General features: G+C 65.3%; 12 protein-coding genes. 8 read left to right on the plus strand and 4 right to left on the minus strand.

The window, feature by feature from the left end:
* Nucleotides 1–55 precede the first annotated feature (55 nt).
* Nucleotides 56–526 carry a hypothetical protein gene (locus DFO58_RS07135; RefSeq protein ID WP_120989891.1) on the plus strand — a complete coding sequence of 157 codons (471 nt, stop codon included), beginning with the start codon at nt 56–58 and terminating at the stop codon, nt 524–526.
* A 17-nt stretch (nt 527–543) separates the two neighbouring features.
* On the opposite strand, the gene DFO58_RS07140 is transcribed toward DFO58_RS07135, so the two are convergent.
* The 3 genes from DFO58_RS07140 to DFO58_RS07150 all read right to left on the minus strand — a co-directional run bounded on the left by DFO58_RS07140 (nt 544) and on the right by DFO58_RS07150 (nt 4,628).
* Nucleotides 544–1,284 carry an SDR family oxidoreductase gene (locus DFO58_RS07140; protein ID WP_120989893.1) on the minus strand — a complete coding sequence of 247 codons (741 nt, stop codon included), beginning with the start codon at nt 1,282–1,284 and terminating at the stop codon, nt 544–546.
* A gap of 230 nt (nt 1,285–1,514) precedes the next feature.
* Nucleotides 1,515–2,903: an MFS transporter gene (locus DFO58_RS07145; protein ID WP_047118495.1), complete on the minus strand. Its 1,389-nt coding sequence runs from the start codon at nt 2,901–2,903 to the stop codon at nt 1,515–1,517.
* A 321-nt stretch (nt 2,904–3,224) separates the two neighbouring features.
* Nucleotides 3,225–4,628 (minus strand): NAD(P)H-quinone dehydrogenase, encoded by a 1,404-nt coding sequence (locus DFO58_RS07150; protein ID WP_047118494.1) that lies wholly within the window; start codon nt 4,626–4,628, stop codon nt 3,225–3,227.
* A 134-nt stretch (nt 4,629–4,762) separates the two neighbouring features.
* On the opposite strand from DFO58_RS07150, the gene DFO58_RS07155 reads away from it, so the two are divergent.
* From DFO58_RS07155 to DFO58_RS07180, 7 genes are all read left to right on the plus strand, one after another.
* The gene (locus DFO58_RS07155) at nt 4,763–5,563 is read left to right on the plus strand and encodes a purine-nucleoside phosphorylase (protein WP_047118493.1); all 801 of its coding nucleotides are present in this window, start codon (nt 4,763–4,765) and stop codon (nt 5,561–5,563) included.
* Between the two features lie 75 nt (nt 5,564–5,638).
* Nucleotides 5,639–7,357, plus strand: coding sequence for a phospho-sugar mutase (locus DFO58_RS07160; protein WP_120989895.1), 1,719 nt, complete (start codon nt 5,639–5,641; stop codon nt 7,355–7,357).
* A gap of 43 nt (nt 7,358–7,400) precedes the next feature.
* Nucleotides 7,401–8,087, plus strand: coding sequence for a deoxyribose-phosphate aldolase (deoC, locus tag DFO58_RS07165; protein WP_120989897.1), 687 nt, complete (start codon nt 7,401–7,403; stop codon nt 8,085–8,087).
* Nucleotides 8,088–8,119: 32 nt separating this feature from the next.
* On the plus strand, nt 8,120–8,377 hold the full coding sequence (locus DFO58_RS07170) for a hypothetical protein (protein WP_053797537.1): 258 nt from the start codon (nt 8,120–8,122) through the stop codon (nt 8,375–8,377).
* Nucleotides 8,378–8,499: 122 nt separating this feature from the next.
* Nucleotides 8,500–8,676 carry a hypothetical protein gene (locus tag DFO58_RS18420; protein ID WP_183043124.1) on the plus strand — a complete coding sequence of 59 codons (177 nt, stop codon included), beginning with the start codon at nt 8,500–8,502 and terminating at the stop codon, nt 8,674–8,676.
* Nucleotides 8,677–8,812: 136 nt separating this feature from the next.
* Nucleotides 8,813–10,711 (plus strand): heavy metal translocating P-type ATPase, encoded by a 1,899-nt coding sequence (locus DFO58_RS07175; protein WP_183043125.1) that lies wholly within the window; start codon nt 8,813–8,815, stop codon nt 10,709–10,711.
* A 7-nt stretch (nt 10,712–10,718) separates the two neighbouring features.
* Nucleotides 10,719–11,213, plus strand: coding sequence for a tetratricopeptide repeat protein (locus tag DFO58_RS07180; RefSeq protein ID WP_183043126.1), 495 nt, complete (start codon nt 10,719–10,721; stop codon nt 11,211–11,213).
* Here the strand turns inward: DFO58_RS07180 and mfd are convergent.
* A complete protein-coding gene (gene mfd, locus DFO58_RS07185) occupies nt 11,210–14,824 on the minus strand; it encodes a transcription-repair coupling factor (protein ID WP_120989902.1) in 3,615 nt (1,204 codons plus the stop codon). The genes DFO58_RS07180 and mfd overlap by 4 nt on opposite strands.
* Nucleotides 14,825–15,028: the final 204 nt, after the last annotated feature.

A 15,028-nucleotide genomic window follows, 5' to 3' on the forward strand; every position in this document is an offset into this window, starting at 1 on the left:
AATCGTGTCTGCGACAAGTAACCTTGACCGTTCGGACTCCCGCTAGACTGAAAAAATGCGAATCGGCGTGATTATTTTTGGTGTGGTCGTCATCTGCGTGCAAGCTTTTTTCGGTGCATTCTTGATGAATGATTGGGCTGTCACCGCTGCAAGTGAATTGCCGCTAGAGGAAACTGTCGCTGAAATGCGCCGGGCCGAGCAGAATTACTCGAAGAACGGAGGAATCGTCTTCGCGTCGTTGGGCGTAGTGTTGGCGCTGGGTTGGGGATTCCTCGTTTCCCAGCGCCGGTTCATTGCCTCAAACTGGGCGGCATTGACTTCCTGGGGAGCGATAATCGCGCTGGGAGCTCCGGCATACTTCTCCTTCTCTTTCGGAAACATGAACTCCGTCGGCGACACATTCTACGATTGGAACTCCGACGCCGCTTTCGCCTTGGAAGAGCCCTTATACGTGGCCAGCGGGATTGCTGCACTTGTTGCTGTCATCGGACTGGTAGCGGTTCTTCGCCGACCTGCGATTCGTTAGTTCACCACCCACGCCTGCTATTGCCTGCCTAACCATTCGGTATAGGTTTCGGTGCCCAGCCTGGCTCCAGGCCCCGGCAGGATCCCGCCGTCGCGCATAGCCCTGCCCATTGCGCCGGGCAAGGGCACTTCGATGATTTTAGGCGACTGGTTCTGCTTGGCCAAATACTGGGCGAAGAGCTGCGGCATCCATTCTTCCTTGGGGCCTGCCAGATCCTGCACGATTCCCGCTGCTGGCTGCACCGCCAGTTCAACCAGTGCCTGCGCCACCTCGCTGCCGGCAATCGGCTGCAGGCGCATCTTGGGCGCCACCTGGACCGGTCCAGCCGACATTCTGTTGATGTTCTGTCCCACGAATTCATGGAACTGGGTGGTGCGCAGCAAGGTATAGCCGCCGGGCAGGACGCGCAGCATCCGCTCCTGCGCCGCCTTGCCCGCATAGTAGCCGGCGTCGATCTGAGCCGCGCCGATGATTGACAGCGCCACATGGTTTTCCACTCCGGACTCGCGTCCGGCGATCAGGAGGTTGGCGGTGGACTGCGTGAAATAGCGCATGGAGGCCGAGGCACTGGTGGTGGACGATCCTGAAACATCGATCACCGCGGGGCAGTCGACAAGCCATTGCCGCACCGAGTGCTCATTGGTCAGGTCGCATCCCGCTGCGCGTGACAATACAACCGGTTCGTGCCCTGCAGCAATAACCTGCTCAACAACTTGTTCGCCGATGACGCCGGTCCCTCCGGCCACTGCGATTCTCATGCTGGATCCTCACTTCTGGATGTTTGGCGCGACACTGCCATGCTTCCACGTTCGAAGGTGGTTTGTAAGGGCTGCCGGTCCGAGGCCTTGTCCCAGCGGAAATACCGCTGTATGCATGGAACCGAGTTGCAGGGCGGGGCATTGCCTGCTTAAGCGGGCGAAAGGCCCGCATCAACCCCAACGGGTTGATGCGGGCCTTTCGATTGTTTATCAGGCGAAGCCGCGACGAATTACTCGACGAACTCTTCCATGTCCACGTCCGAGGTATCCCGGGTCATGAACAGCGCGATCAAGGTCAGGACTGCACCGATGGCCAGGTAGATGCCCACGCCCACGGTGTTGCCGCCACCGGCGTTCCACAGTGCGATGGCCACGAACGAGGCCGGGGCCGCGCCGATCACGGAGGACATGTTGTAGGCGATGGCCGAACCGGTGTAGCGGACGTTCGACGGGAACAGCTCCGGCAGGTAGGCGGCCATCGGGCCGAAGGTCAGGCCCATCAGGGTGAAGCCGACAATCAGGCCCACCATGGCGGCGCCCTGGCCCGGTCCGAAGAACAGCGTCCAGCCGGCTCCGAAGATCAGGATGGCCACGGTGACCCAGATCAGGAACTTGCGGCGGCCGAACTTCTCGGCCAGCGGGCCGGAGGCCACGGTGAAGATGCCGAAGAACACCACGCCGATGATCAGCATCGTCAGGAAGACCGGACGGTCGATGCCGAGGCCCGGAACGAATCCTGCCGCGTCGAAGACCTTGCCCTTGGCCTCGGCCGCGGCACGGGCCGCTTCCTCGGTGGCCGGGGCGGTGCCGTAGGTCAGGGTGAAGGAAGTCATCAGGTAGAACAGCACGTAGGTGGCCACCATGATGAAGGTGCCGGCGACAACCGGGCGCCAATGGTGCTTCATGGTCGCCTTGAACGGCGACTTAAGGACCTTGTCCTGGGAAACCACCTTCTGGAAGGACAGCGATTCAACCAGCTTCAGACGGACCCACAGGCCGATGATGACCATGACTGCGGAGAAGTAGAACGGAATGCGCCAGCCCCAGGCCATGAACTGCTCTGGCGTCAGCGAGGTCTGCAAGAAGACGAACATCAAGTTGGCGATGATGAAGCCGACCGGGGCTCCCAGCTGCGGGAAGGTGCCGTAGACGGCGCGCTTGTTCTTCGGGGCGTTCTCGGTGGCCAGCAGCGCGGCGCCCGACCATTCACCGCCCAGCGCCAGGCCCTGGGCGAAGCGCAGCAGCACCAGCGCCAGCGGGGCCAGCACGGTCCACATGCCCTGGGCCGGCGGCAGGAAGCCGATCAGGAAGGTGGAGATGCCCATCAGCAGCAGGGACGCGACCAGGGTGCCCTTGCGGCCCAGCTTGTCTCCATAGTGGCCGAAGACGACCGAGCCCAGCGGGCGGGCCAGGAAGGCCACGCCGAAGATGGCGAACGAGGAGAGGATCGCATTGATCGTCGTGGCATTTGGGAAGAACAGGGCCGGGAAAACCAGCACAGATGCAGTGGCATACGCGTAGAAGTCGAAGAACTCGACCGTGGTGCCGATCATGCTGGCGAACAGCACCCGGCCACGGGTATTCTCCTTAGGCGCTACCGCGGGGTTGGCCTTCGACATGGAGGCGTCTCCTTAGTGATGAGCGAGAATCGAATGTAACAATCCTATGCCCGGGTGCTCAGCATACGGATATCCATGTCCAGCATTTGGACAACTCATTCGATTGCGTCAATCTCTAACCCTTTATTCGACATCCCACTTGCGAAAATACGCATACCCTCGAATCCGGCACGATTTGTAATGTATTCGCATACTCCAATATCAGAGCAATGGCGTCTTAGGAAGAGCCTGGCAACAAGTCAGTTTTAGTCGAGGTCACAAACGAGAAGAGCCGCCGCTCCTCCGGAAGTTGGAAGAACGGCGGCTCTGCGCATGCGGCGCTTAGCTGTGGCGATGCAGGCGGCGTGCCGCCTCGGCCAACGAGCCGGAGAGCGACGGGTAGACCGTGAAGGTCTCAGCCACGTCATCCACATGCAGCGAATTCTGCACGGCGAGAGCCAGAGAGAAGATCAGTTCGCTGGCGCGCGGCGCCACGACCACGCCGCCGATGACGGTTCCGGACCCCTTGCGGGAAACGATCTTGACGAAGCCTTGGTCCACGTTCATCATCTTCGCGCGGGCATTGGTGTTCAGGTCGACCTTGATGATGTTGGCCTGGTACTTGCCTTCGGCCACGGCCCGCTGGGTCACGCCGACGGTGGCGATCTCCGGGGAGGTGAAGATGTTGGAGGCCACCAGGTCGAGGTTCAGCGGCTTGACCGAGTCGCCCAGCAGGTGGGCGACGGCGATGCGTCCCTGCATGGCGGAGACGGAAGCCAGCGCGAACACACCGGTGCAGTCGCCGGCGGCGTAGATATTGGTGGCGGTGGTACGGGATACGCCGTCGACCTGGATGTGTCCGGACTTGGTCAGCTGCACGCCGGCCTCTTCCAGGCCCAGGCCTTCGGTGTTGGGAATGGAACCCACTGCGACCAGGCAGTGGCTGCCTTCCAGCACGCGGCCGTCGGCCAGGGTCACGAAGACCTTGTCGCCCTTGCGCTCCACGCCTTCGGCGCGGGCCTGGGCCACGACGTTCACGCCATTGGACTTGAACACGTCCTCCAGCACGCCGGCCGCGTCCGCGTCCTCGCCTGGAAGCACGCGGTCGCGCGAGGAGACCAAGGTCACCTTGGCGCCCAGCAGGTTGTAGGCGGAGGCGAACTCGGCACCGGTGACACCGGAACCGATGACGATCAGGTGCTCGGGCACCTCGTTCATGTTGTAGATCTGGGTCCAGTTGAAGATGCGCTCCCCGTCCGGCTTCGCGGTCGGAAGCTCACGCGGATGGGCGCCGACCGACAACAGGATCGCGTCGGCTTCGACGGTCTGCTCGGATCCGTCGGGGCGGGAAACCTGGACGGTGCGGTTGTCCACCAGGCGGCCTTCGCCAATGATGATGCGCACGCCGGCACGTTCGAGGGTGGTGCGGATATCGCCGGACTGCTCCTTGGCAAGGGCCAGCAAACGGTGGTTGACCACCGAAAAGTCGGTTACTGCCGAATCCAGTCCGTCCACGTGGACGCCGAAGGTCTCCGCGTGCTTGACGCGGCGCACCGCGTCCGCGGTGGCGATCAGGGTCTTCGACGGCACAACGTCGGTCAGCACGGCTGAACCACCCATGCCCGCACGTTCCACCACGGTGACGTTGGCTCCCAGCTGGGCCGCGCCCATGGCCGCTTCATAGCCGCCGGGACCGCCGCCGAGAATTACCAATCGGGTTGCTTCATTCCTACGTTCTGCGCTCACGCTTCCTATTGTTCACCATGGGCGGATATTGCGCACATCGCCGCCGTCGGCCCCCGGGCGTGATTTTGGTTGTGAAGCACTGGTTTCGCCTGACAAAGCGCCTTGTGGACGGTAGCGTATTTCACGTGACTGATATGCATAATGACCCACAAGTTCTCGCTGCCGAGGCTGCCCAGGCGATCGCCGAGCAGACCGGAGTAGCAAAGCATGACATCGCCCTGGTCCTGGGCTCCGGCTGGGGACAGGCCGCAGAGCTGGTCGGCGAAACCACCCACACGCTGGACGCCACCACGATTCCAGGCTTCCACGCCGCCGCGGTCCCAGGCCACAAGGGCACCATTTCCTCGATCCTGACCGAGTCCGGCAAGCGCGTGCTGGTGCTCGGCGCCCGCACCCACTTCTACGAAGGCCGCGGCGTGCGCGCGGTGGTCCACCCGATCCGCACCGCGGCGGCTGCAGGCTGCACCCAGCTGGTGCTGACCAACGGCTGCGGCGGCCTGAACGAAAACTGGGCCCCGGGCACCCCGGTCATGATCTCCGACCACATCAACCTGACCGCTGCCTCCCCGCTGGAGGGCGCGACCTTCGTCGACCTGACCGACCTGTACTCCTCGCGCATCCGCGGCATCGCCCGCGAGGTCGATTCCACCCTGGACGAGGGCGTGTACGCCCAGTTCACCGGCCCGCACTACGAGACCCCTGCCGAGGTGCAGATGGCCAAGCGCATCGGCGCCGACCTTGTGGGCATGTCCACCGCGCTGGAAGCCATCGCCGCACGCCATGCAGGCATGGAGATCTTCGGCATGTCCCTGGTGACCAACCTGGCTGCCGGCATCAGCCCGGTGCCGCTGAGCCACGAGGAAGTCATCGAAGCCGGCCAGGCCGCCGGCCCGCGCATTTCCAAGCTCCTGGCGCAGATCATCGCCCGCCTCTAGGCCCGGGCCGGGGCGGCGGCCAACCGGTCGCCGCTTCGTAACGCGCGTGTGAGTAAGAACTAGGCAGGGAGAAGAATGGAAAACGTATCCGCACAGGGCCAGCTGCTGGAGACCGCGACCGCTTGGGCGGACGCGGACCCGGACGAGGCGACCCGCACCGAGCTGCAGGAGCTGGTTTCCCGCGCGGGGACCGACGCCGCGGCAATGGAGGACCTGTCCGACCGCTTCAGCGGGGTGCTGGAATTCGGCACCGCCGGGCTGCGCGCCGAATTGGGCGCAGGCCCCATGCGGATGAACCGCGTCGTGGTGCTGCGCACCGCAGCGGGCATCGCCCGCTTCCTTGAGCAGCAGGCCGACGGGGCCTACACCCCGAAAGTGGTCATCGGCTTCGATGCCCGCTACAACTCGGACGTATTCGCCCGGGATTCGGCCGCCGTATTCACCGCCGCGGGCTTCGATGTGCTGCTGATGCCGGCGCCGTTGCCCACCCCGGTGCTGGCCTGGGCGGTACGCCGCTTTGCCGCGGAAGCCGGCGTCATGGTCACCGCAAGCCACAACCCTCCGCGCGACAACGGCTACAAGGTCTACATCGGCGGCCGCGCCTCTAACGACGCCGGCCGCGGCGCGCAGATCGTCTCCCCCGTCGACGCCCGGATCGCGGAGCTGATCGACCACCAGCAGCCGGCTTCCCAAATCCCGCAGGCGGACTCCGGATGGCTGGTGCTGCCCGCTGCGGGCGCCGAGGGCGACATCGAAGCCGAGTACCTGGCCGCCGTCGGCCCGGTCATCGAAGCGCAGCCGGACCGCGACCAGCTGCGTGTGGTAGTCAGCGCCATGCACGGCGTGGGCGGGCACACCATGCGCCAGGCGCTGCTGAACGCCGGATTCAGCGACGTGCACATGGTCGCCGCGCAGGAGCATCCGGACCCCGAGTTCCCCACCGTGAAGTTCCCCAACCCCGAGGAGCCGGGAGCCATCGACCTGTCGCTGGAACTGGCTCGCGAAGTCGGGGCGGACCTGGTGATCGCCAATGACCCGGACGCCGACCGCTGCGCCGCGGCAGTGGAGGACCAGGGCGCCTGGCGCATGCTGCGCGGCGACGAAGTGGGCTGGCTGCTGGGCGACCACCTGGCCACCCGCCTGCCCGAGGGCCGCAAGCTGGGCAATTCGATCGTTTCCTCGCGCATGCTGGCTGCCATCGCCAAGGATGCAGGGCGCGAGCATGAGGAAACCCTGACCGGCTTCAAGTGGATCTCCCGCGTGGAGAACCTGGGCTTCGGCTACGAGGAGGCGCTGGGCTATTGCGTCGCCCCGGATCTGGTCCGCGACAAGGACGGCATCTCCGCCGGCGTGATGCTCGCAGACCTGGCCGCGCAGCTGAAGGCCGCCGGAAGCAGCATCCCGCAGCGGCTGGATGAGCTGGCAGCCCGCCACGGCGTGCACGTGACCGACCAGCTCTCCCTGCGCTTCACCGACCTAGCGCAGATTCCAGTGCTCATGGACAAGATCCGCACCAATCCCCCGGAGCATCTGGGCGGATCCGCGGTCAGCGAGGTCACCGACCTCTCCCAGGGCTCCGAGAAGCTCCCGGCCACCGATGCCATGGTGCTGCACACCTTCTCCGGTGCGCGGGTCATCATCCGCCCGTCGGGAACCGAGCCGAAGCTGAAGTGCTACCTGGAAACCATCGAGCCGGTGGATGACATCGAACAGGTCGCCCAGGCGCGCCTCGATGCCACGACCCAGGTCCTGGCCATCAAGGAACAACTGGCCGCGTACCTGAACGCCAATTAATACCTGCCGCCACAGAACGCGGCACCAACAATTCGAGGACATCATGACTGAACTAAGCGCCCGCGACATCGCCGGCTACATCGACCACACCCTGCTGGCGGCCAACGCCTCGCGCGAGCAGATCGTGGCGATCTGCGAGGAAGCCAAGAAGTACGAATTCAAGTCCGTGTGCGTGAACCCGGTGTGGACTTCGACTGTCGCCCGCGAGCTGGAGGGCTCGGACGTCCTGACCTGCACGGTGATCGGATTCCCCTTGGGCGCCTCCGCCACCGCCACCAAGGTGTTCGAAACCACCCAGGCCGTTGCCGACGGCGCGAACGAGATCGACATGGTCATCGACATCGCCGCCGCACTGCGCGGGGACCGCGACGCACTGGTCAATGAGATCTTCGCCATCGCCCAGGCCGCCCACGAGGGCGGAGCGATCCTGAAGGTCATCATCGAGACCTGCCTGCTGACCGAGGACGCGAAGGTCCTGGCCTGCGAAGCAGCCAAGGCCGCCGGTGCCGATTTCGTCAAGACCTCCACCGGTTTCTCCACCGGCGGCGCCACCGTGGAAGACGTGGCCCTGATGCGCCGCACTGTCGGCCCCGAGATGGGTGTGAAGGCTTCGGGCGGCGTGCGCAGCCTGGAAACCGCGCGTGCAATGATCGAAGCCGGTGCAACAAGGCTAGGTTCCAGCTCAGGAGTTGCTATCCTAGAGGGAGAGCAAAGCGGTTCCAGCTACTAGGCAGCCGCACCGAAAGCCAACAAGGAGCAAAAGTGTACTCGAACGGCAAGAACACTGCCCATTCCGGTGAAGGTCGCCTGGCAGGCAACCTGGTCGCCTTCGTTATCTTCTTCGCAGTCTTCGCAGGCGCGTTGTACTCACTGTCGTTCTGGTCTTTTGAAAACGCCTGGATCCCGTCCATCCTCTGCTTCGGCCTGACCATCATCGCCTTCGCAGTGCCGATGCACATCATGGGCCGCGGCGACAAGGCCGAGGAACTGGTTGCCTCCGCTTCGGAGTTCCAGAAGTAAAAATGCTTCATCACAGCGGGGAGGCCTTCGGGCCTCCCCGCTGTTGCTTTAAGCAGCATTCGGCCCCGGTCTGGGGCACGGGTTCCGGCGCGGTCGGCATTCCGGCCCGTAGTGTAGGAACCATGAATCCATTGATACCCAACGCTTTTGAAGTCATAGTCTTCTACGTCTTCCCACTGATTGTCACCGTGGTTCTGGCCATCGTGGTCTACAAGCTCATCAAGGGTTCAGCGAAGCCAACGAACCACCGCTGGATGGCTGAGGACCAGGATCCCGGCCACGACTCCCAGACGGACTAGAAGAGCCGCCTGACATTTCCGCCACGACTGGCCCGTTGAACTTCATCGACGAACTTATCCCGACTCCGTACCGGCCATCGTTGCTATGGTGAGATCATTCGGTTCACAGGCGCTGACCAGTCGATAGGGAGAGATCGTGAAGCTGGGACAACAGATTCGACGCTATCCGCTGTTGGCAGTTGCGGTCATCGCCCTGCTGGCCACCGGTGCCGCGGTCCTGGCCGGCATGGACACCGCCGGCCGGTGGATCGCGTGGACTGCCATCGCGGTCGCCGTGCTGTGGATCGGCTCGGGAATGGTCAAGGATCTGCTGCGCGGCCGCTACGGGCTGGATATCCTGGCCCTTGTGGCGATCATCGCCTGCCTGCTGGTCGGCGAGTACCTGGCGTCCCTGATCATCGTGCTGATGCTTTCCGGCGGCGAGGCCCTTGAGGACTTCGCCCAGCGCCGGGCCACCAGTGAGCTCTCCGCGCTGCTCGACCGTTCTCCCCTGCAGGCCCACCTCGCCGCCGACGAATCCGGCCAGGACGTCACCGACGTCCCGGTGGAGCAGGTGGAAGTCGGGGACCTGCTGCTGGTGCGCCCCGGCGAGCTGGTGCCGGTTGACGGCCTGATGCGTTCCGAGGCTGGAAGCTTCGACGAGTCCTCGCTGACCGGAGAACCGGTTCCGGTGGTCCATTCCAGGGGTTCCGAGGTGATGTCGGGGTCGGTCAACGGGTCGCAGGCCGTGTACCTGCAGGCGCTGCGGCGCAGCGGCGACAGCCAGTACCAGCAGATCATCGCGCTGGTGCGGCAGGCCCAGGATTCCAAGGCGCCGGTGGTGCGTTTGGCCGACAAGTTCGCGATCCCCTTCACCCTGCTTTCTTTGCTGATTGCCGGGATCGCCTGGGCGGTGTCCGGGGATCCGGTGCGTTTCGCCCAGGTCCTGGTGCTCGCCACCCCCTGTCCCCTGCTGATTGCCGTGCCGGTCGCCTTCCTGGGCGGCATGTCCCGTGCCTCCACAGAGGGTGTGGTGGTCAAGGGCGGCGCCGTGCTTGAGCAGCTCGCCAGGGTACGCAGCGCGGCCTTCGACAAAACCGGCACGCTGACCGCGGGCCGGCCCGCGCTGGTGGGCATCCAGACTAAGCAGGACCCCGATGAACTGCTGCAGCTCGTGGCTTCCGCCGAGCAGTTCTCCACCCACGTCATGGCCGCGGGCCTGATTGCGGCGCTCACCGACCGCGGGCTGCCGCTGCTCCCGGCGGAAGACGCGCAGGAAGTCGCCACCAACGGCGTCAGCGCCCTGGTGGACGGACGCCGGGTAGCCGTGGGCAAGCCGTCATTCATCGCCGTCTTGGACCCGTCCCTGCAGCGGGTCGAGCTTGAACCCGGGCAATCCGCCGCCTACGTCGCGGTGGACGGAAAGTTTGCCGGCGCACTCCTGATGGCCGATGCCCCGCGTCCGGAAGCCTCCGCGGTGCTGCGCTGGATGCGCGACCACGGCGTGGAAAACCAGGTCATGCTCACCGGCGACGTGGAACAGACCGCGCACGGCGTCGCCGCCCAGGTGGGCATCGGCAAGGTCGAAGCGGAGCTTCGCCCGGGACAGAAGGTGCAGCTGCTCAAGGACATGCAGCCCCGGCCGGTGCTCATGCTGGGCGACGGCACCAACGACGCCCCGGCGCTGGCCGCCGCGGACATCGGCATGGCGATGGGTTCGCGCGGTTCCACCGCTGCCGGCCAGGCCGCCGACGCGGTGGTCCTGCGCGATTCGCTGGAACCCGTGGCCCAGGTGATGGCCATCAGCCGCTACACCCTGAGTGTCGCGCACAGCGCCATCTGGATCGGCATCGGCCTGAGCGTGGGGCTGATGCTGGTCGCCACCACTGGCGTGATCCCGGCCGTGACCGGAGCCCTGCTGCAGGAAGTCGTGGATCTGGTAGTCATCGTCTATGCGCTGCGCACGCTGCGCGGACCCCGCCCCGCCAACTTCCACGGCGCGTTGCCGGCCCCCTCGACCGTCGCCTTGGCGCAGCATGTGCGCAGCAGGGACTGAGTTGATCATGGATTCTTGGCAACATCGGATCGATGGCTTTTGGCAAGCAGCCCCGAGCAAAGACGCCATGACGCTGGGTGTGGAGCTGGAGCTCCTTGTGGAGTCCGGGATTCCTGCCGGGCATGCGGCATTCGAACGCGCCAGCCTGCACGACTACCTCGGCGAGGAGGAACAAGCGATACCGCTGTACCGGATGGCTCTGGAGAGCGGGACGCTGAGCCCTGCCAAATGCAGCGAGGCAAGAATCCAGCTCGCCAGCAGCCTGAGGAATATTGGTGAACCCGGACCGGCGGTCGCAGTGCTCCAGGACATCGGGCCCGACGACCCGCTGCATGCCGATGCACAGGCATTCATGGCACTCGCGCTGTTCGACGCCGCAGAAGCGTCGGCAGCATTGAAAACCGCTCTGACGGCGCTCGCACCGGCCCTGCAACTTTATGCTGGACCGGTGCGCCGCTACGCGCAGGAGCTAGGGAACAGGCATCTGCCCGAAACTCGCTAGCCCTTGGCCGCAGCTGCCGGGGTCGGTTCGAAGATCGCGTAGACCAGGTTCTCCGCCCAGTCCAGCATGGCTTCGTCCGCCAGGTCCCGACCCCCGACTGGGGAGGTCTTCGGCTTCGGAATGAAGATGGAGTTCAGCGCCGGCTTGTTCGCCGAACCCGGGTACAAGCGTTCCAGGCGCACCTGGCGGCTGGCCGGCAGGTCCTCGATTTTCGCCGGCGACAGCTTGATGTGGTTGCCGACCTGCTGGATGTCGTGCAGACCCACCGCGCGGGCGCGGATGCGCAGGGCCGCGACGCGCAGCAGGTTCTCCACCGGCAGCGGCAGCTTGCCGTAGCGGTCTTCGAGCTCCTCGCGGACCTCGGCCAACGCCTCGCTGGATTCCGCGGAGGCGATGTTCCGGTAGGCCTCCAGGCGCAAGCGCTCCCCCGGCACGTAGTCGTGCGGCAGGTGCGCGTTGACCGGCAGGTCGATCTTCATCTCGGTGGCTTCTTCCTCGCCCTCGCCCTTGTAGTCGGCAACTGCCTCGCCGACCAGGCGCAGGTAGAGGTCGAAGCCCACCCCGGCAATGTGGCCTGACTGCTCCCCGCCGAGCAGGTTGCCGGCGCCGCGAAGCTCCAGGTCCTTCATGGCCAGCTGGTAGCCCGAGCCCAGCTCGTTGTGCGCTGCCACGGCCTTCAGGCGTTCCAGGGCCACCTCGCCCAGCGGCTTCTCCGCGTCCCAGAGAAAGTAGGCGTAGGCGCGTTCGCGGCCGCGGCCCACGCGTCCGCGCAGCTGGTGCAGCTGCGAGAGCCCGTAGTTGTTCGCGCGGTCGACAATCAGCGTATTGGCGTTGGAGATGTCCAGGCCGGTTTCGATGATGGTGGTGGAGACCAGCACGTCGAACTTCTTCTCCCAGAAGTCCTGGATGATCCGTTCAAGCCGCGACTCGCTCATCTTGCCGTGGGCCACCTCGACGCGCGCCTCGGGAACCAGCTCGCGCAGTTCCGCGGCGACCCGGTCGATGGAGGAGACGCGGTTGTGCACGAAGAACACCTGGCCGTCGCGCATCAGCTCGCGCTTGATCGCGGCGCTGATCTGCTTGTCGCTGCGCGGACCCACATAGGTGAGCACCGGGTGGCGCTCCTCCGGCGGGGTGGCCAGGGTGGAGGTTTCGCGGATGCCGGTCAGGGACATCTCCAAGGTGCGCGGGATCGGGGTAGCGCTCATGGCCAGCACGTCCACGTTGGTGCGCATCTTCTTGAGCTCTTCCTTGTGCTCCACGCCGAAACGCTGCTCCTCATCGATGATCACCAGGCCGAGGTTCTTGAACTCCACGGTCTTGGACAGCAGCCGGTGGGTGCCGATCACGATATCCACGCTGCCGTCCTTGAGCCCGGCCAGGATTTCCTTGGATTCCTTGGCGGTCTGGAAGCGGGAGAGCGTCTTCACACGGACCGGGAAGCCCGAGTAGCGTTCGGTGAACGTCTGGTAGTGCTGGGAGGCCAGCAGCGTGGTGGGCACCAGCACGGCGACCTGCTTGGAGTCCTGCACGGCCTTGAACGCTGCGCGCACCGCGATTTCGGTTTTGCCGAAGCCCACGTCGCCGGAGATCAGCCGGTCCATCGGGATTTCCTTTTCCATGTCCGCCTTCACCTCGTTGATGGCGGTGAGCTGGTCGGGGGTCTCGATGAACGCGAAGGCCTCCTCCAGTTCGCCCTGCCACGGGGTGTCGCTGGCGAATGCGTGGCCGCGGCTGGCCATGCGCGCGGAGTACAGCTTGATCAGGTCTCCGGCGATCTCCTTGACCGCCTTGCGGGCCTTGGACTTGGTGCTGGCCCAGTCGGAACCGCCCATCTTGGAGAGCGCCGGGGCCTCGCCGCCCACGTAGCGGGTGATCATGTGCAGCTGGTCCATCGGGACGAAAAGCCGGTCCCCTGGCGCGCCGCGCTTGGAGGAGGCATATTCGACCACCAGGTATTCGCGCTTGGCGTCCTTGCCGGCGCCGTTGACCTTGCGGGACACCAGTTCCACGAACTTGCCGATGCCGTGCTGCTCGTGGACGATGAAGTCCCCGGCCTGCAGGCTCAAGGGGTCCACGGCATTGCGCTTGCGCTTGACCGTGAGCTTGCGGGACTTGCGGTTCGGGTAGGCGCTGGAGCGTCCCAGCAGGTCCGCCTCGGTCAGCAAACCGGTTTTAAGCTCCTCGAACACGAACCCGCGACCGGCGGCGGCCTGGGTGATTTCGATCAGCCCTGCGGTGGGCTCGGCCGAGAGGTCTTCCACGCGGTGGGCCGGGATCTTGTATTCGCCGAACAGCTCGGACAGGCGCGCGGCCGGGCCGGGGCCTTCGGTGGCAACCACCAGGCGCCAGCCGTCCGCCACCCGGGAGGCGATGAATTCCATCATCGCTTCGATATCGCCCTGGTAGCCGTGCGGTTCGCGGGCCGGGACGCGGATGGTCGCAGCGCCCAGGTCCAGTTCCTCGTCGGAGCCCAGCGAGGTGACCGCCCACCAGGAGACCTTGGCCTGGCGCGCGTGCTCGACGGTCTGGGCGAGCGAAGCGAAATCGCCGGTTTCGAGCTTGCGCCCGGCTTCGGCGGTGCTCAAATCCAGCGGGGCGCTGGCTCCGTCCGAGGCCGAGGCCCAGGCCGCGGCCAGGAACTCGGCGTTGGTTTCGTTCAGGTCGTGGGCGCGGGCGCGCACGCGTTCGGGCTCCATGACCAGTGCGATGGAGGATTCGGGGAGCAGGGAGAGCAGCGGCACCATCTTGTCCACCAGCAGCGGGGCCAGGGACTCCATGCCTTCCACCGCGATGCCTCCGGCGATCTTGGTGAGCATTTCAGTGGCGGCCGGGAAGCTGGCCTTGAGGTTCGCCGCGCGGCTCATCACCTTGGGGGTGATGAGCATTTCACGGCACGGGGTCGCGGTGATCGATCTCGGCCCGGCCCCCTCGTGGGAGCGCTGGTCTGCGATGGAGAAGTAGCGCATCGTGTCGATCTGGTCGCCGAAGAAGTCCACGCGCACCGGATGCTCCAGGGTGGGTGGGAAGACATCTATGATGCCGCCGCGCACTGCGAATTCGCCGCGGTGGGTCACCATGTCCACCCGGGCGTAGGCCGCCGCGGCCAGGTCCCGGATCACGGTGTCGAAGCCGGGCTCGGCATCCAGTTCAAGGGTGACCGGGCGCAGCTCGCCGAGCCCCGCCACCAGCGGCTGCAGCACGGCGCGGATCGGCGCGATGATGATCTTCAGGTCCGGGTCCCCGTCATGCAGCCGGCGCAGTACTTCCAGGCGGCGGCCCACGGTGTCGCTGCGCGGGGAGAGCCGTTCGTGGGGCAGGGTTTCCCAGGAAGGGAATTCGGCAACGTGCTTGGACGGCAGGTAGGCGGCCAGCGACGCGGAGATGTCCTCGGCCTCTCGGCCGGTCGCGGTGACGATCAGCGTGACCGCGCGCTCGTGTCCCTCGGACAGGCCCTGGCTGACGTGGGCTCCGAGAATCGAGCGCATGCCCTGCGGCGCCGCGATCTCCAGCTCTTCGCTGCGGGTCGAAAAGCTTTGTGATGCACCTTGGCGGATACGGCGGAATGACGATTCCTCGCGCAGGAAATCATGAAGTCCAACTAGGCTCATGCGGCTTTCGTGTCCTCTCGGGCAGGTTAGGGGCCAACGCGCACGAGGCGTTCAGCCCGGTATGACACCACGAACACCGACCGCAAAACGATTCCGCGGCCGGCTAAATGCCAATATGTTGTTTTGATGCCTTCCTAGCCTACCTAATCGAGGTGAACAGATAGGGTTAATGGTGTCCAGTACCCGGGACCGGCAGCTGCCGGT

The sequence above is a fragment of the Arthrobacter sp. AG1021 genome (assembly GCF_003633665.1).
GTDB lineage: Bacteria > Actinomycetota > Actinomycetes > Actinomycetales > Micrococcaceae > Glutamicibacter > Glutamicibacter soli.